Raw genomic sequence first — 25991 nt, forward strand, 5'->3', positions numbered from 1 at the left:
CGCCATATGCCATGCTGGCCGGTCCGGTTAACGCTTGGTGAACACCTTGTCGAGAATGCCGCCTTCGGAGAAATGCTCCTTCGAAAGCTTGTCCCAGCCGCCGAAGACATCTTCCACCGTCAGGAGCCGTGTTTCCGGAAACTGCGCGGCATATTTCGCCTTCACCGATGCGTCGTTCACACGGTTGAAGTTTTGGGCAAGGATGTCCTGGCCCTTGGGTGTGTAAAGGAACTTCAGATAATCCTCGGCAATGGCACGCGAGCCGCGCTTGTCGACCACCTTGTCGACGACGGTCACCGGGAATTCGGCAAGGAGGCTGACCGGCGGCACCACGGCTTCGTACTTGTCCTCGCCAAGCTGTTTGCGCGTTCCGAGCACTTCCGCCTCGAATGTAATCAGCACATCGCCAATGCCGCGCTCGGCAAAGGTCGTCGTTGCCGCGCGGCCGCCCGTGTCGAAAACCGGCACATTGGCGAACAGCTTCTTGACGAACTCCTGCGCTTTCGCTTCATCCTTGTTGTTGGCTTCGAGCGCATAGGCGTAGGCAGCCAGATAGGTATAACGCGCATTGCCCGATGTCTTGGGGTTGGGAAACACGACCTTGACGTCGTCGCGCACAAGATCATCCCAGTTCTTGATGTTCTTGGGATTTCCCGCCCGAACGAGGAAGGCGGGAAGCGAGTAATAGGGCGAGGAATTATTCGGCAGGCGGGACTGCCAGTCGGCAGGAATGAAGTTGCCCTTGTCGTGCAGGACCTGAACGTCGGTGACCTGGTTGAAGGTCACGACATCGGCGTCGAGCCCTTCAAGGATCGAGCGCGCCTGCTTGGACGAACCGGCATGCGACTGGTTGACGGTGATGTCCTTGCCCTTCTCGCTCTTGTAGGCAGCGGAAAACGCCTTGTCGATCTGCTCGTAGAGTTCGCGCGAAATATCGTAGGAAACGTTGAGGATTTCGCTCGGCTCGTCAGCCGCTTTCACCGCATTAAGGCTGAGGCCGAGCGCCACAGCCGTCAAAACCAATAGTCTTTTCATGGAAAACTCCCGCACAGGCCGGGAGCGAACGCACCGGCAATGATGACCATTGCCACACTGGTTCAAGATGGGCAATTTTTGCCAGAATGGCCGGAGCGGGCCCGACGCGGAAGGACTTTTGTTCTATTGTTAATGCAATAAATGAAACCAAATTCTACAACTATTGTGGCGCGGAGCAACTGCCTGCAGCGCGTCGCTCCGACCGCCGGATATGCCCGCGATTACCAGAAACCGCGATGCTGCCAGCACCAGAGAAAGTCTTCTTCCGTCCAATTGCGATGGCGCTTGGCGGACGCTTCATCGCAGTCGCGCTTCTTGGAGTCGCCGGTATCCAGCTCCAGCGTTTCTGCTGTAAATACGTCGCGCCACAAGCGTTCGGCCCGATTGAAAATGCTCGATACTTCACTGTACATCGCGACCTCCGAGAATGGTTTCGGTTGCAGAGTGCAGTTGCCTTTTGGGGTCAACCGATAGCTGATGATGACGGCTTGAAATCATTTGTCAATAATCTCTACCGGTTCAATCGTGTATCAATCGTGTGAAGCTGTCTTCGGCAAAGAGGCAAATATCTTAATGAATTCTTATTTTTCAGCGCCTTACACGCCATTTTTAAGCCATTCCTCCGCCGCAAAAAAACTTAAGATTTTTAACACTTCTACACTGGAAAATGGTATGCGACGGACTATGACTGCAGCTGAAACGGTGGTCAGGCAGAGAAAATGATATCGCAAAAAGCCAAATACGCACTGCGGGCTCTTGTCGTGCTCGCCAGGGCGGATGCTGAGAAAGCGCTCTTTATCTCCGACATCGCCGAAGAACAGAACATCCCAAAGAAGTTCCTCGAGCAGATTCTTCTCGATCTGAAGCGTCAGGGCATCGTCATGAGCCGTCGCGGCAAGATGGGCGGGTATCTGCTACTGAAATCCGCGGAGGACATCACATTCGGCGAAGTGCTGAGGCTCATCGACGGACCGATTGCGCCACTCCCCTGCCTCAGCAAGATCGCCTATCGCCGCTGCGAGGATTGCGCCAGCGAAGCGACCTGCGAGATTCGCCATGTCTTCAATGAGGTGGCCAATGTGACGCGGGGCGTCCTCGACAAGACAACCATTGCCGATTGCCTCGTCTACGGCGAAAACCACAACGTCGCAGCCTTGCTCGATAGCTGACTGGCCGAGGCGTTTGCTAGCCAAAAACTGCCTTGCCGATCACCGGCGTTGACGGCACGGCAACATCGCGCGGCTCGAGCATGCCGGCGCGAAATGCGGCGTAGCCGGCCTCCGTCGCCTTGGCGAAGGCGCCGGCCATCGCCACCGGATCACCTGCCTTCGCCACGGCCGTGTTGAGCAGAATCGCATCAAAGCCGAGTTCCATCACGGTCGCCGCATGCGACGGACGGCCGAGGCCGGCATCGACAATCAACGGGACCTCCGGAAAATGACCGCGCAGCGAGCGCAGCGCATGCAGGTTCAGCGGGCCTTGCGCCGAGCCGATCGGAGCGCACCACGGCATCAGCACCTCGCAGCCGGCATCGATCAGCCTCCCGGCGACGACAAGGTCGTCGGTCGTATAGGGAAAGACCTTGAATCCCTCGTTGCTGAGGATACCCGCGGCCTCGACCAGGGCGAAAACATCCGGTTGCAGCGTGTCGTGGTTGCCGATGACTTCGAGCTTGATCCAATCCGTGGCGAAGAGATCACGCGCCATTTGCGCCGTCAGCACCGCTTCCTTCGCCGAATGGCAGCCGGCCGTATTCGGCAGCACGCGCACGCCGGACGAGCGGATCAACGACCAGAACCTTTCACCGGAACTGCCACCCGCCGTTTCGCGGCGCAAGGAAACCGTGACGACCCCGGTGCCTGAGGCCTTAATGGCGTCGAGCAGAATTGCCGGCGATGGGTATTGCGCGGTTCCGAGCAGCAAATGTGAATGAAGTTCGGTGCCGTAAAGCGTAAGCATGGTCAGCCTCCCTGCTGCGGCGTCAGAATTTCGACGCGGTCCCCCTCCCGGAGCGCGCAGTCCGCGCGCTCGGCCGAGCGGACGAGTTCGCCATTCAGCGCTGTCGCCAGCCATTCACCCTCGAACTCCAGCTCGCTCAGCAGCGCGTTGAGGAATTGCGCCCCGACCTCACGCGTTTCACCATTGACGATGAGTTTCATTGCGCCTTGTTCCTTTCATCGAAAATCATGTCCGCAGCCTGCCGCGCCATGGCGGGAGCAAGCAGGAAACCGTGGCGGAAAAGTCCATTGATGCTGATTGCATTGCCGTTGCGGACGACGCGCGGCAGGTTGTCGGCATAGGCCGGCCGGATACCGGTTCCAGTCTCCACGATCTCAGCCTCGCCAAAGGCTGGATGGAGGCTATAGGCAGCATTCAGCAGTTCCATCATCGAGCGCGCCGTAATCGGCCCGGTCGCATCGCTTTCGATCATCGTTGCGCCGACCATGAAGGTCTGTCCTGCCCTTGGCACAATGTAGACGGGAAAGCGTGGATGAATGAGCCGTATCGGCCGTGACAGGGCAACATCCGGCGTGCGCAACAGCAGCATTTCGCCGCGCACGCCGCGAATGTTCTCGTCCTGCGTCGCGCGTCCGACACATTCTATGGTCCAATCGAAGTCCGACGGGGCCGACAGATCGGTTTCGAAACAGACACCGCAGGCGGCAAGCTTTGCCGCAAGAACGACCAGCGCGTGGCGAGGATCGAGATGCGCTTCGCTGGGAAAGTGAAGCCCCTTGCGAAAGCGGCCGGAAAGGTCGGGCTCAAGCGCCGCAATCTCTCCTTCATCGATCATTTCGAAGCCGGACGTGCGCGCCCCAAAACGGTCGAGTTCCTTATGGTCGCGTGCCGGGGCGAGGACCAGCGTGCCGTTCCGGGTCACGCTGCCGGGCAGTGCTTCCTCCCACCAATCGGCTGCCCCTCGTCCAAGCTCGACGACAGCCTGCTCGGCGCTTTCCCTTTCGCAATAGGGCGCGAGCATGCCGCCGGCATACCAGGATGCGGCCCTTAGGCCTCCGGGCGCAGGATCGACCACGGTCACCTCGATACCGCGCACCATCAGTTCATGCGCAACCGCCAGGCCGGCAACGCCAGCGCCTTTGACAAGCACCGCCATGAATCAGCCGCCATTTTCCAGCGGCATATAGAGATCGCCGCCCTCGCGGAATTTCGCCGCCATCGCCGCCATGCCTTCCTTCTGCGCCTCCGCCCTGATGTCGTGCGAAATGCGCATCGAGCAGAATTTCGGCCCGCACATCGAGCAGAAATGCGCCACTTTGTGCGCTTCTTTCGGAAGTGTCTCATCGTGGTAGAGGCGCGCGGTTTCGGGATCGAGCGACAGGTTGAACTGGTCTTCCCAGCGGAACTCGAAACGCGCCCGCGACAGCGCGTCGTCGCGTAGTTTCGCCGCCGGATGACCCTTGGCAAGGTCGGCCGCATGGGCGGCGATCTTGTAGGTGATGACGCCGACCTTGACGTCGTCCCGATTGGGCAGGCCGAGATGCTCCTTGGGCGTGACATAGCAGAGCATTGCTGTGCCGAACCAGCCGATCATTGCTGCGCCGATGCCGGAGGTGATGTGATCGTAGCCGGGTGCGATGTCTGTCGTCAGCGGTCCGAGCGTATAGAATGGAGCCTCGCCGCAAACGGCGAGTTGCTTGTCCATGTTCTCCTTGATCTTGTGCATTGGCACGTGGCCGGGCCCTTCGATCATCACCTGGCAATCCTTGGCCCAGGCGATCCGGGTGAGTTCGCCGAGCGTCTCGAGCTCGGCAAATTGCGCCGCATCGTTGGCATCGGCGATCGAGCCAGGCCGCAGCCCATCGCCCAGGGAGAAGGAGACATCATAGACGCGGCAGATATCGCAGATTTCCGCGAAATGCTCGTAAAGGAAGCTTTCCCTGTGGTGATGCAGGCACCACTTCGCCATGATCGAGCCGCCGCGCGAGACAATGCCGGTTACCCGGTTGACGGTGAGCGGGATGTAATGAAGCCGCACCCCGGCATGGATGGTGAAATAGTCGACGCCCTGTTCCGCCTGTTCGATCAGCGTATCGCGAAAAATCTCCCAGCTCAGATCCTCGGCGATACCGCCCACCTTTTCCAGCGCCTGATAGAGCGGCACCGTGCCGATCGGCACTGGCGCGTTGCGGATGATCCACTCGCGAATATTGTGAATATTGCGTCCGGTCGAAAGGTCCATGACCGTATCCGCGCCCCAGCGCGTCGCCCAGACCATTTTCTCGACCTCCTCGGCCATCGAAGAGGTGACAGCGGAATTGCCGATATTGGCATTGATCTTGACGAGGAAATTGCGGCCGATGATCATCGGCTCGAGTTCGGGGTGGTTGATATTGGCAGGGATGATCGCCCTGCCCCGCGCGATCTCGTCGCGCACGAATTCGGGCGCCACATAGTCCGGTATTGCCGCTCCGAAGGATTCGCCGTCGCGTACCAACGCGCTCCTCGCCGCTTCGCGGCCAAGGTTTTCGCGAATCGCGACAAACTCCATCTCCGGCGTAACGATGCCTGCCCGCGCATAGGCGAGTTGGGTAACGGCACGGCCGTCCCTGGACCTGCGTGGCCTGCTGAGGCCGGAGAAAGCCGGCGTCAGACGCTCACCGGTCGCAAAGCCATTATCGGCGGGGAGAACGTGGCGGCCGTCATAAACAATCGTGTCGCCCCTCGCCTCAAGCCAGGCCTCCCGCATGCGTGGCAGGCCCTGCGCAATATCGATAGTCACGAGCGGATCGCTATAGGGGCCGGACGCATCATAGACGGTGACGTGGGGCTCGCCCGCCGTCGGATGCACGGCAATTTCGCGCATCGGTACGCGCAAATCCGCATATATGCGCCCGGCCTTGTAGACCTTGGTCGATGCCGGGAGCGCGCCGGTCGAAACGATTGGAGTAATTGCGGTCATCATCAGGTTCCTTTGCTCCGCGAACGCTCAAAAACGCCCGCCAGTTCAAATTGCCCGCACGCCATTATGGCCATGCAGGCGCGAAACCCAGTTCTGTGCCGGAAGGATGAAAGGCTTGTGCGAACTACAACAGGAGATCCCTGGCCCGCGCAGACTTTTGCACCGTCCCTACGCCAGTATGAACTGGATCAGGTTCAACGGGTCACTGCGCTTGCCGATGGCCAGCAGTATCTCAGCCCCTTGTCGGGACCCCCCTGGTGAATGTCTCTAAGAGACCCGCCTGCAACGCTGTTGTCAAGCGGGTCAATACGTCAGCTTAGGCGCGCAGCGGCTTCAGGGCCTCTGCCCACTTGGCAAGCTCCGCCAGCATTGTCGCCGCGCTGCCCGTCATCGATTCGGTGGGCTGGAAGACGCCTTCATCATCGATGAACTGCTGATACGAATGCACTGCAACGCCATCGGGAATCGGCATCATGCGCAAGCCCGCAACCAGCCCTTTTACCGACTCGACCGAGCGCAAGCCGCCGGATACGCCGCCATAGCTGACAAATCCGGCCGGTTTGTAATTCCACTCCTTCGACAGGTAAATCAAAGCGTTGATGAGCGATGGCGGAGCGAAATAATCATATTCCGGCGTAACGAAAACGGTTGCGTCTGCCGCATCGACGAGGCTGCTCCAACGCTTGGTATGAGCCTTTTCATATTTCTGCATGCGGGGATGATGCGGTTCATCAAGGAGAGGCAGGTTGATTTCGGCAAGGTCGATCAGCGCAGTTTCAAACCGGGCATCCAAGCTGGCAAATTCATGAAACCACTTTGCGACTGCCGGACCGCCACGACCGGGGCGTGTGCTGGCAATGATAATGTTGAGCTTGAGCGCCATATGCTTGTCTCCATGATGCATGACTGAATGCCTGCATGAATAGGCAGGCTATTGGGCCGCGCAAGGAGGCACTTTCTGGAAACCGCCCAAGGGATGATCCCGGCCGACCATTCAGGGCCAGGAAAAACGAAACCCGCCCGAGCAAGGCCGTGCGGGTTTTCTCGCTATAAAAATGACCGGACGGCCGGTCACCGACTATCGGTTGAAGTCGCCACCGCTATTGCCATTCGGACGCGGCGGGCGTTCCTTCTTCTTCGGCCCTGGCAGGAGACCTTCGCGCTGCGCCTGCTTGCGCGCTGCCTTGCGGGCGCGGCTAACGGCTTCAGCTTTTTCACGGACACGGCGCTCGGACGGCTTTTCGAATGCCTGGCGCGCCTTCATTTCGCGGAAGAGACCCTCCCGCTGCATCTTTTTCTTCAAGACCCGGAGGGCCTGTTCAACATTGTTGTCTCGAACGAGTACTTGCAATCGTTTTCCTTACCCATGCTTGCCTCGTCTTGCGCAATAGCAATTGGCTACAATCAGACAAGCGTTTGAAGAATTGCCCCTGTGGCAATCCGGAGAAGCGCGGACTTTATGCATTTCCGCGCCAAAAATCCAGCCTGCCCGAGCAATTTACTCGGGCTTTGCTGCAAAGAAACCGCCTTTTACGGCAGGATGGTGACAACCGCTTCAAGAATAACGCACTTTGACGTGCGCCAAACCGAATCAGAGAGCGGCGGTGACGATGATCTCGACCTTGTATTCGGGCGTTGCGAGCTTGGCTTCGCCGGTCGCGCGCGCGGGCGTATTAGCCGGATCGACCCAGCTATCCCACACGGCGTTCATCTCGCTGAAGTCCTTCATGTCGTCGAGCCAGATAATGGCCTGGAGCAGCTTCGACTTGTCGGTGCCGGCTTCCTTGAGCAGGCGATCGACGGCCGCAAGCACATCCTTGGTCTGCTCGGTAACACTCTTGCCCGGGCCACCCACCTGCCCGGCGAGATATACCGTGTTGCCATGGATAACGGCCTGGCTCATGCGTGGACCAACTTCAATACGACGGATGCTCATGGGAAGTCTCCTCTAGCGTTTGCCGGCAGGTTGATTCTGCCTCGCGTGCATGAAAAAAGGGCCATGCGGCCCTTTTTTCGAAAGAATGGTGGGCACAGTAGGGATCGAACCTACGACCCGCTGATTAAGAGTCAGCTGCTCTACCAACTGAGCTATGTGCCCGTCAGCCGCTGTGACGACCGAAAGTGAGGGCTCTATAACGGGGCATTTCCTGCCTGTCCAGCCCTTCTTGAAAACTTTATGACGGCCGCGCACAGGAACAGCGCAAGGCAGCATATCAAGCAAAAAGACGGCCCTCCGCGATCTTGACCGCCGAACCGCCAATACGCGCGCCGAGGAGCTTCTCCTCGGCAATATCTAGTTCCAGTTGCAGGCGCGACGGCCTGCCCATCTCGTAGCCTTGTTCGATCGAGAGCCGCAGCACTCCGTCGAGCGGCCTGTCGAAGGCGTGGATGGCGCCGGCAAAGGCAGCCGTCGCCGAGCCTGTCGCAGGATCCTCGTAGGTGCCGTCATCGCTGACGAACATGCGCGAATGAAAATGGCTATCGTGCAGGATAGTTTCGCGGCAATAGCAGTAGACCGGCAACTGGCGATGCCCGATGGTCGGGGCAACATCCTTCATAGCCGTCTGGTTGATACGGATGCGGCCAGCCGATTCGAGACCATGGACCGGGACCATCATGAATGGCACGCCCGCGTCCCAGATGCTCGGTACATGATTTTCGAAGCCAATCTCCCGCGGTTCGAGCCGCAGCGCGTTGGCAATTGCGATCCTGTCGTAATTGTAGGGTATCTGCACGGGAAGCTTCGGCAGGTCGAACTCCGCAAAAGCACCGCTCGCGGTAAGGCGGACGCCGCAGCGCACCGGGCCAACCTGCTCCTCAAGAATGATCAGCGCGTCCTGATCCTCTTCGACGGCGCCAAAGCGTCGTTGCGCCAGCGAAATCGCCGTGCCCACGGTCGGATGACCGGCGAACGGCATCTCATAGTCCGGTGTGAAGATACGCGCCCAGGCCGTATGTGCCGGGTTCCGGGCCGCAAGCACGAACACCGTTTCGGAAAGGTTGAACTCCCGCGCAATCTTCTGCATTGCCTCGCTGTCGAGCCCATCCGTATCGTGGACGATGGCCAAGGGATTTCCCGCCAATACCTTGTCCGTAAAGACGTCGTAGACTTCGTAGTTCCGACCAGCCATTTGCGTTCTCCCCGCGTGAATGCGCAGAAATTAGTGGATGGTCCCGCCCATTCAAGCCAAAGCTTGTGACGGTTACATTTTGGGCGGGTCCGAGGCCTGAAAGCTTACGCTCTTGCGGCGCAAGCTCAAGGCCGGCCGAAGTGCCAGTCTGCAAAGGCGCGAAATGTCGGCGGCGTCGCCTCGCGCATTGCACCGGCGCCGGAAATCGCAACAATATCATCGAGTTCCGGATCGTTTTCCGAGGCAATGTGCGCGCGGATGCGATCGAGAATGGTCGCCGCGGTCAGATCGAAATAGTGGCGGCGGAACAGCGCGATGCTGCGGTTCACGGTTACGAGATATATGGCATCGTCCCTGCCTGCCGCCCGCAAAAGATCAATGCCGGTTTCCTCTTCGACTTCACGCATCATATTGCCGTCGATATCGATATGGTCGCCGACGACATCGTCCTCATCGAAGGAGCCGGCTGGAAAATAGATGCGGCCCGCTGCCGACGTCGAAGGCGCCATACGGCCGGCGATCAACCTGTTGTCGCTGGAAACGATGACGCCCACGCCAAAAATGTGCCAGGGCTTTTCGGCAGACACATTGCCCTTCCAGTGCATCATCGTTGCAAAGCGCGTGCGGTGATATCGTGCGCGGAAATCGCCACCCGCAACCGATGCCTCCTCCGCCATGAAGAACGGACCATTGAACAAGGCCGGGTTGTCGGCGGTCGCGCGCGACCAGTTTGCCGCAATATCCGCGCTGTTCTGCAATTCATAGGCCAGGGGTGCGCCGTCGATGCGCACGGTCGCGCTCTTCAGCGGAATGACCGCACCTTCCGGAATATCCAGCATCGTTCAAACCATATCGAGAGTAACTGCCACCGGGCAATGATCACTGGCCTTGGGCCGGTCCCAGCCAGTGCGTGGAAAGCGATCGACCTCTTGGCCGGGCGGAAAGATTGTCCGGTGCGGCTGGCCGTTGCGGATGATGTCGGGGAGAACCTTGCCGTTGGAACGGGCAAGCTCCGGCGAGGCCAGGATATAGTCGAGCTGGCAAAGATGCCGTTCCTGCGGGCCGCGCGTATGATAAAGCGTCCAGCGATCCATGATCGGCCGCCTCTCCACCAGGTTTTCGCAGAACCCGCCTTCGAGCAGGACATCGACGCAGCTGACCGGGTCGTTGACCGGAGCAAACGTATAGCCGCTCATGGAATCGCCGCCGATCACCACCCGCTCGCGATAATCGTTGAAATCGCCGCAGATCAACCAGTGCTTGTCCGCCGGGCCGCCGCTTGACGCAAACTTTTCACTGATGATGCGCCGCACGGCCTTCGCCTCTGCAACACGCACCGGCATGGTCGAGGTTCGCCCGTCGAGACCATTGCGCGGCGATCCCATCGACTTGAAATGGCAGACGAAGAGGCTGAGCGGCTTGCCGGCGATGCGCACATCGATCTCGAGACAGTCGCGCTTGAAAATGCGCTCATTGGCGGTGATCCCAACAAGGCCAAGCTGCGGATCGTAAAGCCCGAAATCGTCATAGGTCACATGCGCGTGGCTGGTCATGGACACAAATTCGATCGGTTCGCCATAGCGCGTCTGGTCGCGCAGGAGCACGGCGACATCGATGCCGCGGCTGTCATTGCCTTCGACCATGTATTTGTGGCGGTAGCCCTCGCCCACCATCTTGAACAGGTAGCCGAACTCGAAAGCATTCAGCGCGCCGATATTGTCGACCTCCTGCAGGCACAATATGTCGGCATGGGTTTCGGCAATCGCCAGCGCCGTCAATTGGCGCGTATCGTCCGCATGGGCAATGGCGCGGGCCTGTTCGAGTTGCCTGAATTGCGCCTCGTCCTGAATCTGAAAGAGCTGGAGCGAACGATCCATGTTGAGATTATTACGGAACCCGGAAAAATCGAACCGGCTCATCAGGTTCTCGACATTGAAGGTAGCGATGCGGACGGACATGCGGAGGGGTCCAGGTTGAAACCATTCGGTACAAAGCAACGTTGCTTTTTAGGAAACCTAATCGGGTTCGGCGATGACCACCAGTGGCTATCGTGGCGCTTGCTCCTATATGTTGTGCGAATGGAAAGACCGGACAAATGAAAAACCTCGCAATTGCCCTTGCCATCTGCCTCGCCGCGCCGATCTCGATGAGCGTCGCATCAGCACAGGAAGTGCAGACCTATCGCCCGGCGCCGCGTGGCCTCGACGTCATCCCGCGCCAGCCGATCATCCTCAAGAATGGTTCGCCTGCGAATATTGCCTCGCCTGATTGTACCGGTTCGTCGCGCTGCTACGATTTTCGCGTTCGCCGTCCGGTCGGGCCGTCCGGACCGAGCCAGGTCGAACGGTGCCGCGCGCGCTACCAGTCGTACCGCCCTTCCGACAACACGTTCCAGCCATATAACGCACCGCGGCGGCAATGCGATTTGTAAATGCAGAGGGTGAAAAGGCCGGCGGATCGCTCCGCCGGCCTTTCTGCTTCACACGATAACGTCTTAGTTCTTGGCCTTGTCGACCAGCTTGTTCTTGCCGATCCACGGCATCATGCCGCGCAGCTTTTCGCCGACTTCTTCGATCTGGTGGGCGTCGTTCATGCGGCGAATGCCCTTGAAGCGCGACGCGCCGGCCTTGTATTCCTGCATCCAGTCGGACGTGAATTTGCCGGTCTGGATATCCTTCAGAACACGCTTCATCTCGGCCTTGGTCTCGGCGGTGATGATGCGCGGACCTGAGACGTATTCGCCCCATTCGGCCGTATTCGAGATCGAATAGTTCATGTTGGCGATGCCGCCTTCATAGATAAGGTCGACAATCAGCTTCACTTCGTGCAGGCACTCGAAATAGGCCATTTCCGGCGCATAGCCAGCCTCGACCAGCGTTTCAAAGCCGGCGCGGATCAGTTCGACCAGACCGCCGCACAGAACGACCTGCTCGCCGAAGAGGTCGGTTTCGCACTCTTCGCGGAAATTGGTCTCGATGACACCCGAACGGCCGCCGCCAACGCCACAAGCATAGGAAAGCGCGAGATCATGCGCATTGCCGGAAGCATCTTGATGGATGGCGATAAGGCAGGGAACGCCGCCGCCCTTCTGGTATTCACCGCGCACGGTGTGGCCCGGGCCCTTCGGGGCGATCATGACGACGTCTACGCTCTTCTTCGGCTCGATGAGGCCGAAATGCACGTTGAGGCCGTGCGCGAAGGCGATCGCAGCGCCATCGCGGATATTGTCGGCGATATGTTCCTTGTAGATGTCGGCCTGGAGCTCGTCCGGCGTTGCCATCATCATCAGATCGGCCCATTTTGCAGCCTCGGCAACGCTCACGACCTGGAAGCCGTCAGCCTCGGCCTTCTTGGCGGTGGCGGAGCCGGGGCGAAGCGCAATGCGCACGTCCTTGGCGCCGGAGTCCTTGAGGTTCAGCGCATGGGCGCGGCCCTGCGAACCATAGCCAATAATGGCAACCTTCTTCGACTTGATGAGGTTAATGTCCGCATCGCGGTCATAATATACGCGCATCGATCTATTCCTTCCCTTGGTTAGGATTGGTGGCCGTTCCGGGCCTGGTTGGTGTTAATTCCGTAGAGAGCCAGAAACTGCTGTGTCGCTCGCCTTGCGTCACGGTCGATCGCCGTCTCGTTCAATCCGAGCCGGTCGCCGAGCAGCAACCGGATTTGCACATCCCGGACGACAAGTCCGAAGAAAGTGCGAAACGCCTCGTCCGTTTCCTGAAATTCCAAAAGGCCGGTCTCCCGCCCAAGCTGCAGCAGGGGCTTCAAGCGCCGCGCCATGGCGAATGGGCCGTTTTCGAGCACGATCGCGCCAAGATCGTGCTTGTCGCTGCCGGCATGACCAACGGCGACCCGGTTGAGCGCGACCGAAATATTGCCCGACAACACACGCAGCCAATCGGCAGCGAAGCCTTCAAGCCCCGCGGTCAGCGAGGCAAGATTGAAAGCCTCTGGATCGACCGGTACGCCCCTCACCTTCAGGGCCTGCCATTGCACTGTTGCGGTCAAGAGACCGTCGCGGTCGCCGAACCACTTGTAGAGGCTTTCCTTCGAGCAACTGGCACGACGCGCGACGCTTGTCATCGTCAGCGTGTCGCCCGCCTCAACGAGAAGCGCGAGCGCCGCATCGAGCACGTCCTTCTGACGCTCGGTCAATCCGCTTTCGCTGACATCGACTGTGGGGTGCACGCGTTAACTCCCTGCCGTACCGTACCGTACGTTACGGCGGGGTTTCTAATACGATGCAGGGTATTTGGCAAGCGCGATGGCGCAATTATTTTTCGATAAAGAATGTATCGGCGAGGCGTTGGCGGCCGGGGTGACCCCGGACGGACTCCGCCTCGATCATGTCCTAGACTAAACAGGTTCTAAATATTCACCTGCGTACCGATTTCGACGACGCGCCCGGTCGGGATCTGGAAATACTCCGTCGCGTCGCTTGCGGTGCGAGCAAGGGCAATAAAAAGCCGATCCTGCCAGCGCGGCATTTCGGACCGCGCCGAAGCTTTCAGCGAACGCCGCGACAGGAAGAAGGACGTCGTCATGATGTCGAACTTCCAGCCCTGCTTGCGGCAGATGGCGAGGGTGCGCGGAATATTGGGCCGCTCCATGTAGCCGAAGGTCAGCGTCACCCGCATGAACAGGTCGTTGATCGGCTCGATCCGCACGCGCTCGCTCTTCTTTACCAGCGGCGTCGGCGCGGTGATGACGGTGAGGATGACATTGTTCTGATGCAAGACCTTGTAGTGCTTGAGGCTGTGCATCAGTGCCGTCGGCGTGCTCTTTGGATCGCCGGTGAGGAAGACGGCCGTACCAGGAACCAGCGTCGGCGGGTTTTCGGCCATCTTGCGCGAAATCAGATCAAGCGGCACTTCGCCCTTGCGCGTCTTTTCGAAGAGCTGGCGGCTGCCGCGCACCCAGGTGAACATCACGAGGATGATCAGGAAGGCGACGACGAGCGAAGCCCAGCCGCCATCGACGACCTTGATCAGATTGGCGCTGACGAAGGTCAGATCGATGATAAGGAACGAAAGCGTCAGGCAGATTGCGACCCAAAGCCGCCACTTCCAGATGCGGAGCATGACGATGAACAGCAGGGTCGTCGTGACCAGCATGTTGCCGGTGACGGCAATGCCATAGGCCGATGCAAGGTTGGACGAGCGCTCGAAGCCCAGAACCAGCAAGATGACGACGAGGCCGAGGAGTACATTGACCCGTGGCAAATAGACCTGGCCAGACTGTTTCTCCGAGGTGTGCTCGATATTCAGACGCGGCAGGAGATTGAGTTGCACGGCCTGGCGCGACAGCGAATAGGCACCCGAGATGACCGCCTGGCTGGCGATGACCGTCGCCATCGTGGCGAGAATGACCATGGGCAGAAGCGCCCAGTTCGGAAACATTTCGAAGAACGGATTCTTGGCCGCATCGCCATGCGCGAGAATGAAGGCGCCCTGACCGAAATAGTTCAAGAGCAAGCACGGAAAAACGACCCACATCCACGCCGTGGCTATGGGTTTGCGACCGAAATGCCCGAGGTCGGCGTAAAGCGCCTCCGCACCGGTGACGGCCAGAAATACCGTACCGATGGTCGGGAAGGCGGTAGCTGGATTGTCGATGATGTATTCGAAGGCATAGACCGGATTGGCTGCGGCAAAGACGCTCAGATCATCGGCGAGATGCCAAAGGCCAAAGAAGCCGAGGGCAAGGAACCAGAGCAAGGTAATCGGACCGAAAACGGTCGCGACACGCGCCGTACCGAAGCGCTGGATGGAAAACAGCGTCAGCAGAATGACCAGCGTGATCGGGACGATGAACGGCTCCAACGTAGGCGTGACGATCTCAAGGCCTTCCACCGCCGAAAGCACGGAAATCGCCGGCGTGATTACCGCATCGCCGTAAAACAGCGACGCGCCGATAATCCCGAGGGCCAGAATAAGTTGCGGGCGAGTCTTGAAGCTCGCCCGTGCCAAGGCCATCAAGGAAAGAATGCCGCCTTCGCCGTCATTGTCGGCGCGCAGCACGAAAAGCACATATTTTATGGTGACAATGACCGTAAGCGCCCAGAAGATCATCGAGACGACGCCGAGCACGTCAGTCCGGCTCAGGCTTCCATCAAGGGAAGCAGCATGAAGCGCCTCGCGGAAAGCATAGATCGGGCTCGTGCCGATATCACCATAGACGACGCCGAGTGCCCCAAGCACAAGTACCGGAAACGTCTCTTTGTGGTGATGCATATCCGGGTCATGGGTGACGGGATCTTTGTAGTAGTTCTCGTCAGCCAATTGCTGGTCACTCATGCAATTTTTTCCTCGCTCTGACAGCGTGGGCGGACGAGTTAGCCGTGTTGCATCGCAATATCAATCGCCATTTCTTCATAGCTCTAGACTCACGGTATGCAAAAACGCATGGCAAATCAAATCGCGCACCCTTATCAAGGGGCTAAGCTCGTAGCGCATCGAGGAATCTTTCCACAGAGCGCGACATTCCGTGGGTCAAAGCGTCGGCGGTCAGGCCATGACCTATTGAAACTTCAACCAGATTTGGCACTTTCTTGACCAGAGGCGGCAGATTGGCGACAGTCAGGTCGTGTCCGGCATTGACCGCTATCCCCACCTTCGCAGCTGCCGCAGCGGTGACTTCCAGCTTCGAAAGCTCTTCCGCCGCACGGCGCGGATTATCGAAGGCGCCGCCATAGGGACCGGTGTAGAGTTCGACGCGGTCAGCCCCGAGTGCCTGCGCGCCGGCCGGCGCTTCCGGATCGGGATCGATGAACAGGGAAACGCGCGCGCCCCGCTCTTTCAGCCCGGCGATGATCGGGCGCAGATAATCTGCCTTCGCGACGACATCCCAACCGTGATCTGACGTAGCTTGCGATGGATCGTCAGGAACGAGGGTCACTTGTTCCGGCTCATTCCTGGCGACGAGTTCGAGAAACTCCGCCGTCGGATAGCCTTCTATGTTGAACTCCGCGTCGGGGAACTCATCGTCGATGAGCGCACGAATCTCGGGCAGATCCGAGAAGCGTATGTGGCGCTCGTCCGGTCGCGGGTGAACCGTCAGGCCGGACGCTCCGGCCGCCAGCGCTATGCGTCCGAGGCCGGTCACGCTCGGCCATGGCAGGTCGCGGCGGTTGCGCAGCATCGCAATAGCGTTGAGGTTGACGGAGAGTGTTGCAGTCATCGTCGAATTTCCACGCAGGAACGTCTCACACAGTTCTATCTGAGAAATACGACATAAGACATTGGTAATTCGTTCAAGGGCCGATCGAAATTTGAACGATCCATGTCACGGACGCATGGCCCTACCGAACAACGGTCAATCGCTCGGCAGCGCGGGTAATGGCCGTATAGAGCCAGCGCTCGCGGGTATCGCGGAATGCAAAGCTTTCGTCGAAGAGCACGACATCGTCCCATTGCGAACCCTGCGCCTTGTGGGTCGTCAGCGCATAGCCATAGTCGAAGTCGTCGAAGCGCTTTTTCGTCTGCCATGGAATTTCAGCGTCGGGGTCATCGAACTGGGCCTTCAGGAGCTTGATCTTGGCAACGCCCCTGCCCGGTTCCTCGTCTTCGGGTGAAACGAGAAGGTTGATGCCCGGCTTCACGGTCTCGCGCGACGAGGTCATAACCTTCCACAGCGAGCCATTGAGCAACCCCTTGGCCGGGTCGTTGCGCAGGCAAACCAGCTTGTCGCCAGCCTGCGGAAAGGCGGCGGAAAAGCCCTTGAGTTCGCGCAAGCGCTGGTTGTAGCGGCGGCGTGTGCGGTTCGTTCCGACCAGCACCTGGTCGGCGCCAAGCACGAGGTCCTGGGTCACGTCGGTCTTGGAGATGACCTTGGCCGCGCCATAGTCGCCATAGCCGAATTCGCGACCCTCGCGCACGTCGAGTGCGAGCCGGATGATGGGATTATCCCGCGCCTGCCGGTGAATCTCGCTCAAGAGAAAATCCGGCTCGTGCTCGGTGAAAAACCCGCCGCCGGAGATCGGCGGCAACTGCCCGGGATCCCCGAGAACGAGGATGGGCGTGCCGAAACTCAGCAGATCCTTGCCAAGCTGTTCATCAACCATCGAGCATTCGTCGACGACGATGAGCTTGGCCTTGGCGACGGGGCTTTGCCGGTTCAGCGAAAAAGTCGGCGCGATACTGGTCTTGCCCGTCGTCTGGTCTTCGACAGCCTCTTCACCGCGCGGCCGGTAAATCAGCGAATGCAACGTCCGTGCATTGGCCGCGCCCTTCGAGCGCAGCACCTGCGCCGCCTTGCCGGTAAAGGCCGCAAACTGGACGTCGCCATCGATATGTTCGGCGAAATAGCGGGCGAGCGTTGTCTTGCCGGTGCCGGCATAGCCGAACAGGCGAAAGATCGGCCGTCGCCCTTCCTTCAGCCATGTCGAAACCGCTCGTAGCGCTTCATCCTGTTGCGGAGATAATTGCATGGGTCTGACTGACAGGATTCGCCGCCAAAGGGCAAGGAAAATGCCGCGGTATCGGCTTATACTATAGATTATCGGGATTTCCCGCCCGGATCTGCCCCTCGCCGACCCGACCGAATTTCTGGTCGGTCATACGAAACCGGTCGCCCTTCACCTGGAGGCGCCAGCAGATCTTGTCCGCTTCACCTTCATAGGTAACGCACAGATTGTCCTTTTCCAGCGTCCACTCGCCCGCATAGGACATGCCGTTGCTGACGACCTGCTCCGGCTTGCAGCATTCGATCATCTTGCCGCGCGACTTTCCGTCGGAGGCAAGGAATTCACTGAAGTTGAATGGCGGCTCGGCCTTCACTTCGCCCGTCAGCGTCGCCCCAGTGATAAGCTTGCGCAAATCGTCTTCGCTGGACGTTGGCCAATTGTCTTCCTGCGCCATGGCGGCGCCGCCAAGAACAAGCATTGCGCACGCAAGAAGGAGAAACGCCTTCCGGCGCAGGTTCAGGGAAATCATCATTTCAGGATCGATCCGGGTCGTTTTCAAGTCTGATGGGCTCGCCGTGCGGCGTCGCGTGGGCGGCGCGTTGCCAGGATGCCGCAAGCGCTTCTACTTCGATTCTTGCCGCAACATTCTTGGTGACGACAAGGGTTTCCAGGGCCTCAAGCCAGCAATGATAGTAATCGCTGGCGTCCTCCAGCGCGCCAGGGCGCCTCAATTCAGCCGAGAGCGCATGCGCCCATTCATCCCAGGTAAACAAGCCCCTGTCGTGCAAGGCAGCAACCATGGCAAATGCTTCCGCCTGCCATGGCTCGGCAAAGACAGGACTGCCATCCTGCGACGGCAGACCCTTGGAGTGCGTGATCAGGTCACGCAGGCTCAAGATAGCTCTCCCAGGCATCGATGCTGACTGTCAGCGTCGGGTCGGCCCCGTCACCCCAAATCTCAGCAGCGGGAAAGGTCACTGTATAAACGAATTGCGGATTCTCGCCCTTGCCGTGGGCGTTGGTGTCCGGAAAGACGAAGCCCTCCCGCACAGCCTCGACGATTCCTGCCTTGCCGCGGGCGTAGCGCGGCAGCCGCGTATGCGTCTGCGGATTGAAATTATGTGTTCGCACCCTGTCACCCGCCGAAAAGCGCGGCGGCGCAGTCATCGGCCGGTCGCAGGGTCCACCCTTCGCCAAGGCCGCCGCGACGTTTTCCGCCTTGAGGACGCGTTTCGGCTCCGTGCCCTTGCCTGTGGCATGACCCTTGCCAAGTTCCTCGGGCGATACGAAACCATGACGCTGCAGCAATCGCTCGAGCGCCTTGATCCAGATTTCATAATAGGTGGACGAATAATAATCCGCAGGGTGCAGGCTTTCGCGCGTGTGCCGGCTTTCATCGATGTTCCAATGCCCCATTGCCCCGGCGGCTATGGTCAGGCCGAGCGCACGCTTTTCCCACTCCGCATGAAACAGCGGCTCGTCCTTTTCCGGCGCAACCGGGCCGAATCCCATTTGCCCACCGAGATCCTGCGGGCCGTTCATGCCGCCTCCGGGGTCAGTGCCAGCCCGGTGCCGATCATCGAATCCCGTGTGACGAGTTCGGCGAGCTGTTCCTCGCTGAAACCCTCGGTACCCGCCGGACGCAGGGGGACAACGAGGTAGCGCAGCTCGGCAGTCGAATCCCAAACGCGGATCTTTGTCGTCTCGGGGAGAACGAGATCGAACTCCGCAAGCACGCCGCGCGGATCGATCACTGCCCGCGAGCGATAGGGCGGCGCCTTGTACCATACTGGCGGCAAGCCGAGCACCGACCACGGATAACAGGAGCACAAGGTGCAGACCACAAGGTTATGCGTATCGGAGGTGTTGAACACCGCTTGCATATGTTCGCCCTGTCGCCCGGCATAGCCGAGCGAAGCAATTGCTTCGGTGGCGTCGCGTTGCAGCCAACCGGCAAATTCCGGGTCGGACCAGGCCTTCGCGACCACTCTCGCCCCATTGCGCGGGCCGACTTTCGTCTCGTAGGTATCGACGATCGCATCGATGGCCTTCGGATCGACGAGACCCTTCTCTGTCAGGATCGTCTCGAGCGCCCGCACGCGCGCGGCCATGGGATCGAGTTCGTTGTCGGGGTGATGCTCGGGGTGATCGTGTGCCATGGAAAAATCTTAAGACCTTTTCCTGCCCCGGTGCAAGCTCACTTCAGCATTGGCCAGAGGCTCGCAATGAGGAGAAGCGCCATCGTGATGTTGAACCATTTAAGCCGGACGGGATCGGCGAGCCATCCCCGCATCATCTGGCCGAACGCTGCCCAGCTCGACACCGAAGGGACGTTGACGATGGCAAAAGCGATACCGACGATGAGAACCGTCAGCAGATAGGCATCCGACGAGGTGTAGGTCGCCATGGCGGTAACGGCCATGACCCAGGCTTTAGGGTTGATCCATTGGAACGCAGCGGCTTCGAAAAACGTCATCGGCCGTGCATTGCTGTCGACCGTGCCAAGCGACCGCGATGTCGCGATCTTGTAGGCAAGGTAGACGAGGTAGGCCCCGCCGGCGAACTTGAGGGCAGTGTATACCAGCGGAAAATTGTGGATGAGCGCGCCGAGGCCCAGCCCTACCGCGATAAGCAGGGTGAAGAACCCGCTGCCGATCCCGAACATATGCGGAATCGTCCGCCTGAAACCGAAATTCACACCCGATGTCAGCAGCATCAGATTGTTCGGACCGGGGGTTATGGAGGTGACAAAGGCAAAGACGAGCAGCGTCAGGAAAATTTCGAGCGTCATGATCTAACCATGTATAAATGGAGTATAAATGAATGGCCCAAACTATATGGCCGCTCGATATCCGGCTCAACGCGTATCTTGTCAGGGATACAATTGCGCATCCCTGACATTTGGAGCCATTCCATTGGAGATTACATGCCCTGTGCGCCGCGATTCATCGCAGCCACACCCGTGCGGCATATCTCGACGAGGCCGATCGGCTTCATGATGGCGATGAATTGGTCAAGCTTCGAGCCCTTGCCGGTTATCTCAAAAATGAAATGCTCGACGGTGGCGTCCACGACCTTGGCGTGGAATGCCTCCGCGAGGCGCAGCGCCTCATTTCGGTTGTCGCCGAAACCGGCAACCTTGACCAGGGCGAGTTCGCGCTGGATCGGCTTTTCATTGCCAAGCTCGCCTGCACGTACCGACAGGTCGACGACACGATGCACCGGCACGATGCGCTCGAGCTGGTGGCGAATCTGGTCGAGCACATGCGGCGTGCCGCGCGTCACGATGGTGATGCGCGACAGGTGCTGCTCGTGCTCCGTCTCCGAAACCGTAAGGCTCTCAATGTTGTAGCCCCGTCCGGAGAAGAGGCCGATCACCCGGGCAAGGACGCCCGGCTCATTGTCGACGAGTACCGATAGGACCGTCGTTACCGGTAGTTCGGTCTCCTTGGCGATGAAGTAGGCCGAGCCGGAGGCAAGGTTTTGCGCGTTCATGATATTTCTTTCTCCGGTTCGGTTAAACGAGCTGCCTGCCCTTGGCATCGATGGCATTGGCGACCGCTTCGTCCGTTGCTTCATCGGGCAGCAGCATTTCATTGTGCGCCTTGCCCGACGGGATCATCGGGAAGCAGTTGGCAAGATTTGCAACGCGGCAATCGAAGAGAACCGGCTTCTTGACGTCGAGCATTTCCTGGATCGCATCATCGAGGTCGCCTGGCTTCTCGCAGCGTATTCCGTGCCCGCCATAGGCCTCCGCCAGCTTGACGAAATCAGGCAAGGCTTCCGTATAGGAATGCGACAGCCGGTTGCCGTGCAGCAGTTGCTGCCATTGGCGCACCATGCCCATGTACTGGTTGTTGAGGATGAAGATCTTGATCGGCGCGTTGTACTGCACCGCCGCGCTCATCTCCTGCATCGTCATCTGCACCGAAGCATCGCCGGCAATATCGATGACCAGTGAATTCGGATGCGCGATCTGCACGCCCAGCGCCGCCGGCAGGCCATAACCCATCGTCCCGAGCCCGCCGGACGTCATCCAGCGATTGGGCTTTTCAAAGCCGTAGAACTGCGCTGCCCACATCTGGTGCTGGCCGACCTCGGTCGTGATGTAGGTGTCGTGATCCTTCGTCAGCGCGTAGAGACGCTCCAGCGCATGTTGCGGCATGATCACGTCCTTGTTTCGCGTATAGGACAGCGATTTGCGTGCGCGCCACTTGTCGATCTGCGACCACCATTCGCCGATCGCCTTCTTGTCCGGCTGGACCGACGAGGCGCGCATCAGGCGCACCATGTCTTCAAGAACGTTGGCGACATCGCCAATGATCGGAATATCCACGCGGACGGACTTGTTGATCGAAGACGGATCGATATCGATATGAATCTTCTTCGAGTTCGGCGAAAAGGCGTTGAGCCTGCCGGTGATGCGGTCGTCGAAACGCGCGCCGATATTCAGCATGACATCGCAATCGTGCATGACCATGTTGGCTTCGTAGGTGCCATGCATGCCGAGCATGCCGAGCCAGTTCTTGCCCGATGCCGGATAGGCGCCAAGGCCCATCAGCGTCGATGTGATCGGGAAATTGCTGATCTCCACGAGTTCGCGCAAAAGCCTGCTGGCTTCATCGCCGGAGTTGACGACGCCGCCGCCCGAATAGATGACCGGACGCTTCGCGGAGGCGAGCAGCGCAACCGCCTGCTTGATCGCCTCTATATCGCCCTGGACCTTAGGGTTGTAGCTGGTGCGCGGCGCGGTTTCCGGCGGCGTATACATGCCGGTCGCGAACTGGACGTCCTTCGGAATGTCGACGAGAACCGGACCGGGCCGCCCGGTCTTGGCTACGTGGAAGGCTTCGTGCAGTACGCGCGCCAGATCGTTGACGTCCTTGACCAGCCAATTGTGCTTGGTGCAGGGGCGCGTGATGCCGACCGTATCGCATTCCTGGAATGCGTCGGAGCCGATCAGGCTGGTTGGGACCTGGCCGCTGATGCAGACAAGCGGGATCGAGTCCATCAGCGCATCCTGCAGCGGCGTCACCGCATTCGTCGCGCCGGGACCCGAGGTTACCAGCATGACGCCGACCGTGCCCGTCGAGCGGGCGTAACCTTCGGCCGCATGGCCCGCGCCCTGCTCATGGCGCACGAGGATGTGATTGATCTTGTCCTGCTGGAAGAGCTCGTCATAGATCGGAAGGACAGCACCGCCCGGATAACCGAAAATATCCTTGACGCCCTGGTCGATAAGCGCCTGGACGACCATTTCGGCGCCGGTCATTTCGCGTCGTTGCGATGCGTGGCTGTCACTATCCTGTTTGTCTGCGGTCATCGGTCTCTTCCCGTTCGATCCTGTGGCTCTCGGCCCTTCAGAAGATGATTTCGTTTAACTGAGATGCTGGTAATAAAAAAGGCCCCCGAAGGAGCCTGTGTTTCGCGCATGGGAGCTTTCGCCGGGTGCTTACAACACCCTGCCCATGCGCGATCCCACGACGATAAGAACTGTTTTCATGGTCGCGGACGATAATTTGGCATTTTCCATCCGTCAACGGCAAAAATGCAGGGATTTGGCAAATGAATCGCGATTGAGGCAAGGCGCCTGCGCATATCGTTCAAATGCAAACTACTGGACTAACATAATCTCAATGCGTCTCAGCTTAGGGTTGTTGTGAACGATATCAATATTCCTCCTCGCCCAGGATTGAACGCCGCCAATGAGTTCAGAAGCTTTGCCTTCCCAGCAGCCCCGTCCCTTCCTTCGCAATCGAACCGACGGTCATGTCATCGAGTGCAACGGCGAAAAGGCGATCATCCATGCAAAGTCCGGACCATCCGTCTCTGCGTCGGAGGACTACTGGACGGTAGGCCAGCTCATCTCGATACAGGTCGCTCACAGCCGCGTTGTCGGCCTTGTCTACAAGGTCGATCTTCCCAACGCCCAATGGGAACCTGGCGACGACCAGATCATTCACGTCCACATCGAACTCGTCGGGCAGGTCGATACGCTCAGCGACGGGACGCTGCGGTTCTCCTCCGGCATCGCCACCTATCCCTATATGGGAGCGGTGGGGCACCGTATTCGCTCGGAAGACCTCGCGGCAATCTACAACGCTACGATGACCAACACCGTGTCGGTCGGTCACCTGTCGCAAAATGCCGATATTCCCGCCCTGATCTCCATCGACAGCCTCGTATCGCGCCATTTTGCCGTCCTCGGCAGCACCGGCGTCGGCAAGTCTAGTGCAGTCTCGCTGCTCCTGCGCAAGATTATCGCCCAGCGTCCCGATCTGCGCGTCCTGATCCTCGATCCGCACAATGAATTTTCAAGTGCGTTTCCCGAGCACGCCATTTCGATCGATTACACAACATTCGACCTGCCCTACTGGCTATTCCGGCTGGAGGAATTCGCCGAGGCAGTCTTCCGCGGACGCCCATCGGTTGCAGCGGAAGTCGATATATTGCGTGATCTGATCCCGCTCGCCAAGGAGCGCTTTGCCAGCGCGGAAGGGACTACCAGCGCATCGCTCCTCAAAAAGGACCGCGATTATTCTTCCATGACGGCCGATACGCCCTCGCCGTACCGGATCACCGACCTGATAAAGCTTATTGATGAGCGTATAGGCCAGCTCGAAGGCAAGCCGGACCGTCCGACGATGAAGGCATTGAAGCAGCGCTTGCAGGCGCTTGTCGCCGATCCGCGCTACCGCTTCATGTTCTCGGCGCCGACGACCATGGACACGATGCGCCAGACGATCGGCCACATATTCCGCATACCGAAGAACGACCAGCCGATCTGCGTTTTCCAATTGGCCGGCCTGCCATCCGAAGTCGTGAACTCCGTTGCGTCGGTACTATGCCGCCTGGCGTTTGACCTTGCACTTTCGAGCGACGGGCGCGTGCAGACCCTTGTCGTCTGCGAAGAAGCACACCGCTATATTCCCGCCGATCCAAATGGCGGTTTCTGGCCGACGCGCCAAGCCGTTGCCCGCATTGCCAAGGAAGGACGCAAATACGGCGTCTATCTTGCCGTCATCACGCAGCGCCCGGGCGAACTCGACCCGACGATCCTGTCTCAGTGCAGCACGGTCTTCGCCATGCGGCTCGGCAATGAGCGCGACCAGGAAATCATCCGCGGCGCCATAACCGGCGCGTCGCAGAGTACGATCGGGTTTCTTTCATCCATCGCCAATCGCGAGGCCATAGCCTTTGGGGAAGCCGTTCCGACCCCGATGCGCATGATGTTCGAGACGATAGCGCCGGATCAATTGCCTGCCGCGCACATGGCAAGGACCCAGCAATCGTCCCGGCTTGGCGATACACATGTTTCGCTCGACATGATCCTGACGCGCATGCGCCAACTCAATGCGGCGGAAAACAACAGTGGCGACGACAGCGACTTCGACGATCTGGATGGGATAATGGCTCACGCGACGCCGCAGTCATTTGCCGCGCCACGTCCTCAGCCGCCGGCCGCGACGGATCCCGTCCGCGCCCAATGGCGGACGCTCAATGCGGCGATGCGCAATGATGAGCAAGCCAAGCCGCGGCAGGAAAGTATCGAACGTTTCCGGGCCAGCGATCTCATCCGCACCTTCCGCACCGACAAGCCCTGATCAGGGATAGGCCAGGCGCTCCCAATCGTCGCCGAGCTGATTGCGAAACCACGTCATTTGCCGCTTGGCATATTGGCGCGTGGCGATTATGGCGCGATTGGCCGCTTCCTCGGCGCTCGACCGGCCTTCAATGACTTCCGCTATCTCCTTGACGCCGATCGCCCGCATCGCAGGCAATTCGTTTGGCAGTTCCAGGGCCAGCAGTTGGCTGACCTCCTCGATCGCGCCCGATGTCATCATGGTTTGAAAGCGCACGGCAATGCGCTCGCCGAGCCACGCCCGGTCCGGATCGATGACGATCTTGCGCGTCGTCCGGGGATCGATCAGCGGGCGTCCGGTCTCCTTTTGCCAATCGACGATAGAACGGCCCGATGCATCGATAACCTCCAGCGCACGCACAATCCTTTGGCTGTCCGAGGGCCGCAAGATCGATGCAGCCAGTGGGTCCTTCCCGGCAAGGATCGCATGCAATTTGTTGGCTCCGTGCTCCGCGTCATGACGCCGCCAGTGCGCTCTGATTTCTGCGGGAATATCCGGCATGGCCGAGAGCCCGCCCAAAAGCGCCCGGAAATAAAGGCCTGTGCCGCCTACAAATACGACAGGCTTGTCTGACAGTTCCGCACGCCCCAGCAGCGCCTCGACATCTGCAAGCCAGCGGCCGGTCGAATAGGCAAATGCAGGCGAAACATGGCCGTAGAGATAATGTGGCGCGATCTCGAGATCGTGGACGTTCGGCCGAGCCGTCAGAAGGTTCAATATGTCGTAGACCTGCATTGAATCGGCGTTGACGATCACCCCGCCCGCTTCCCTCGCCAAACGAAGCGCAAGCGCCGACTTGCCGCTTGCCGTCGGTCCAGCTATCAGGATCGCCTGTCTTGTCACATCAACCG

General features: G+C 59.4%; 27 protein-coding genes, 1 tRNA gene, 1 pseudogene and 1 riboswitch. Of the genes and pseudogenes, 3 read left to right on the plus strand and 26 right to left on the minus strand.

Going from position 1 to position 25991, the window contains the following annotated elements:
* Positions 1-27 precede the first annotated feature (27 nt).
* Together BR48_RS0113725 and BR48_RS0113730 are read right to left on the minus strand one after the other, a co-directional pair.
* Entirely contained in the window at positions 28-1035 is a 1008-nt protein-coding gene (locus BR48_RS0113725; protein ID WP_027231827.1) for a sulfate ABC transporter substrate-binding protein, read from the minus strand.
* A gap of 221 nt (positions 1036-1256) precedes the next feature.
* Positions 1257-1448: a hypothetical protein gene (locus BR48_RS0113730; protein WP_027231828.1), complete on the minus strand. Its 192-nt coding sequence runs from the start codon at positions 1446-1448 to the stop codon at positions 1257-1259.
* 306 nt (positions 1449-1754) lie between these two features.
* Here BR48_RS0113730 and BR48_RS0113735 point away from each other — a divergent pair, with 306 nt between their 5' ends.
* Positions 1755-2204 carry an Rrf2 family transcriptional regulator gene (locus BR48_RS0113735; protein WP_027231829.1) on the plus strand — a complete coding sequence of 150 codons (450 nt, stop codon included), beginning with the start codon at positions 1755-1757 and terminating at the stop codon, positions 2202-2204.
* 16 nt (positions 2205-2220) lie between these two features.
* On the opposite strand, the gene BR48_RS0113740 is transcribed toward BR48_RS0113735, so the two are convergent.
* From BR48_RS0113740 to BR48_RS0113790, 11 genes are all read right to left on the minus strand, one after another.
* Positions 2221-2994 carry a thiazole synthase gene (locus tag BR48_RS0113740; protein WP_027231830.1) on the minus strand — a complete coding sequence of 258 codons (774 nt, stop codon included), beginning with the start codon at positions 2992-2994 and terminating at the stop codon, positions 2221-2223.
* Between the two features lie 2 nt (positions 2995-2996).
* On the minus strand, positions 2997-3194 hold the full coding sequence (gene thiS / locus BR48_RS0113745; protein ID WP_027231831.1) for a sulfur carrier protein ThiS: 198 nt from the start codon (positions 3192-3194) through the stop codon (positions 2997-2999).
* On the minus strand, positions 3191-4150 hold the full coding sequence (gene thiO, locus BR48_RS0113750; RefSeq protein WP_027231832.1) for a glycine oxidase ThiO: 960 nt from the start codon (positions 4148-4150) through the stop codon (positions 3191-3193). The genes thiS and thiO overlap by 4 nt, the downstream gene beginning before the upstream one ends.
* A gap of 3 nt (positions 4151-4153) precedes the next feature.
* Positions 4154-5956 (minus strand): phosphomethylpyrimidine synthase ThiC, encoded by a 1803-nt coding sequence (thiC, locus tag BR48_RS0113755; protein WP_027231833.1) that lies wholly within the window; start codon positions 5954-5956, stop codon positions 4154-4156.
* Positions 5957-6103: 147 nt separating this feature from the next.
* A riboswitch (TPP riboswitch) is annotated at positions 6104-6222 on the minus strand.
* Positions 6223-6272: 50 nt separating this feature from the next.
* Positions 6273-6839, minus strand: coding sequence for an NAD(P)H-dependent oxidoreductase (locus BR48_RS0113760; RefSeq protein ID WP_027231834.1), 567 nt, complete (start codon positions 6837-6839; stop codon positions 6273-6275).
* A gap of 195 nt (positions 6840-7034) precedes the next feature.
* Positions 7035-7307: a 30S ribosomal protein S21 gene (gene rpsU / locus BR48_RS0113765; protein WP_027231835.1), complete on the minus strand. Its 273-nt coding sequence runs from the start codon at positions 7305-7307 to the stop codon at positions 7035-7037.
* 240 nt (positions 7308-7547) lie between these two features.
* Positions 7548-7892, minus strand: a complete 345-nt coding sequence (locus BR48_RS0113770) for a RidA family protein (RefSeq protein WP_027231836.1) — start codon at positions 7890-7892, stop codon at positions 7548-7550.
* 86 nt (positions 7893-7978) lie between these two features.
* Positions 7979-8054, minus strand: a tRNA-Lys gene (locus tag BR48_RS0113775).
* Between the two features lie 115 nt (positions 8055-8169).
* Complete coding sequence (locus BR48_RS0113780) at positions 8170-9087, minus strand: PhzF family phenazine biosynthesis protein (RefSeq protein ID WP_027231837.1); 918 nt, start codon at positions 9085-9087, stop codon at positions 8170-8172.
* A 125-nt stretch (positions 9088-9212) separates the two neighbouring features.
* Positions 9213-9926: an NUDIX hydrolase gene (locus tag BR48_RS0113785; RefSeq protein WP_027231838.1), complete on the minus strand. Its 714-nt coding sequence runs from the start codon at positions 9924-9926 to the stop codon at positions 9213-9215.
* 3 nt (positions 9927-9929) lie between these two features.
* Complete coding sequence (locus BR48_RS0113790; RefSeq protein WP_027231839.1) at positions 9930-11045, minus strand: endonuclease/exonuclease/phosphatase family protein; 1116 nt, start codon at positions 11043-11045, stop codon at positions 9930-9932.
* A gap of 350 nt (positions 11046-11395) precedes the next feature.
* Between BR48_RS0113790 and BR48_RS26660 the strand changes: the two are divergent.
* Positions 11396-11518 (plus strand): annotated as a pseudogene (locus tag BR48_RS26660) (BA14K family protein); the annotation flags it as partial.
* 63 nt (positions 11519-11581) lie between these two features.
* Here BR48_RS26660 and ilvC read toward each other — a convergent pair.
* From ilvC to BR48_RS0113860, 12 genes are all read right to left on the minus strand, one after another.
* A complete protein-coding gene (gene ilvC / locus BR48_RS0113800; RefSeq protein ID WP_027231841.1) occupies positions 11582-12601 on the minus strand; it encodes a ketol-acid reductoisomerase in 1020 nt (339 codons plus the stop codon).
* Between the two features lie 20 nt (positions 12602-12621).
* Positions 12622-13281, minus strand: coding sequence for a TetR/AcrR family transcriptional regulator (locus BR48_RS24590; RefSeq protein WP_036814419.1), 660 nt, complete (start codon positions 13279-13281; stop codon positions 12622-12624).
* 179 nt (positions 13282-13460) lie between these two features.
* On the minus strand, positions 13461-15326 hold the full coding sequence (locus BR48_RS0113815) for a potassium transporter Kup (protein ID WP_228019398.1): 1866 nt from the start codon (positions 15324-15326) through the stop codon (positions 13461-13463).
* 205 nt (positions 15327-15531) lie between these two features.
* The gene (locus BR48_RS0113820) at positions 15532-16272 is read right to left on the minus strand and encodes a pyridoxine 5'-phosphate synthase (protein WP_027231843.1); all 741 of its coding nucleotides are present in this window, start codon (positions 16270-16272) and stop codon (positions 15532-15534) included.
* 121 nt (positions 16273-16393) lie between these two features.
* The gene (locus tag BR48_RS0113825) at positions 16394-17521 is read right to left on the minus strand and encodes an ATP-dependent RecD-like DNA helicase (protein ID WP_027231844.1); all 1128 of its coding nucleotides are present in this window, start codon (positions 17519-17521) and stop codon (positions 16394-16396) included.
* Between the two features lie 61 nt (positions 17522-17582).
* Positions 17583-18029, minus strand: a complete 447-nt coding sequence (locus BR48_RS24595; protein ID WP_036814422.1) for a hypothetical protein — start codon at positions 18027-18029, stop codon at positions 17583-17585.
* 1 nt (position 18030) lies between these two features.
* Positions 18031-18393 (minus strand): nitrile hydratase accessory protein, encoded by a 363-nt coding sequence (locus BR48_RS0113835; protein ID WP_280949040.1) that lies wholly within the window; start codon positions 18391-18393, stop codon positions 18031-18033.
* Positions 18380-19039, minus strand: coding sequence for a nitrile hydratase subunit beta (nthB, locus tag BR48_RS0113840; RefSeq protein WP_027231847.1), 660 nt, complete (start codon positions 19037-19039; stop codon positions 18380-18382). Before nthB ends, BR48_RS0113835 begins: the two co-directional genes overlap by 14 nt.
* The gene (nthA, locus tag BR48_RS0113845) at positions 19036-19656 is read right to left on the minus strand and encodes a nitrile hydratase subunit alpha (RefSeq protein WP_027231848.1); all 621 of its coding nucleotides are present in this window, start codon (positions 19654-19656) and stop codon (positions 19036-19038) included. The genes nthB and nthA overlap by 4 nt, the downstream gene beginning before the upstream one ends.
* Positions 19657-19694: 38 nt before the next feature.
* On the minus strand, positions 19695-20288 hold the full coding sequence (locus BR48_RS0113850) for a LysE family translocator (RefSeq protein ID WP_027231849.1): 594 nt from the start codon (positions 20286-20288) through the stop codon (positions 19695-19697).
* A 131-nt stretch (positions 20289-20419) separates the two neighbouring features.
* Positions 20420-20992, minus strand: a complete 573-nt coding sequence (gene ilvN, locus BR48_RS0113855) for an acetolactate synthase small subunit (protein ID WP_027231850.1) — start codon at positions 20990-20992, stop codon at positions 20420-20422.
* Positions 20993-21014: 22 nt separating this feature from the next.
* On the minus strand, positions 21015-22820 hold the full coding sequence (locus tag BR48_RS0113860; protein ID WP_027231851.1) for an acetolactate synthase 3 large subunit: 1806 nt from the start codon (positions 22818-22820) through the stop codon (positions 21015-21017).
* Positions 22821-23202: 382 nt separating this feature from the next.
* Between BR48_RS0113860 and BR48_RS0113865 the strand changes: the two genes are divergently transcribed.
* Complete coding sequence (locus tag BR48_RS0113865) at positions 23203-25101, plus strand: ATP-binding protein (protein ID WP_051614967.1); 1899 nt, start codon at positions 23203-23205, stop codon at positions 25099-25101.
* Here the strand turns inward: BR48_RS0113865 and miaA are convergent, their stop codons facing one another.
* Positions 25102-25983 carry a tRNA (adenosine(37)-N6)-dimethylallyltransferase MiaA gene (gene miaA / locus BR48_RS0113870; protein ID WP_155810882.1) on the minus strand — a complete coding sequence of 294 codons (882 nt, stop codon included), beginning with the start codon at positions 25981-25983 and terminating at the stop codon, positions 25102-25104.
* Positions 25984-25991: the final 8 nt, after the last annotated feature.

Source organism: Phyllobacterium sp. UNC302MFCol5.2, assembly GCF_000686005.1.
GTDB classification, from domain to species: domain Bacteria; phylum Pseudomonadota; class Alphaproteobacteria; order Rhizobiales; family Rhizobiaceae; genus Phyllobacterium; species Phyllobacterium pellucidum.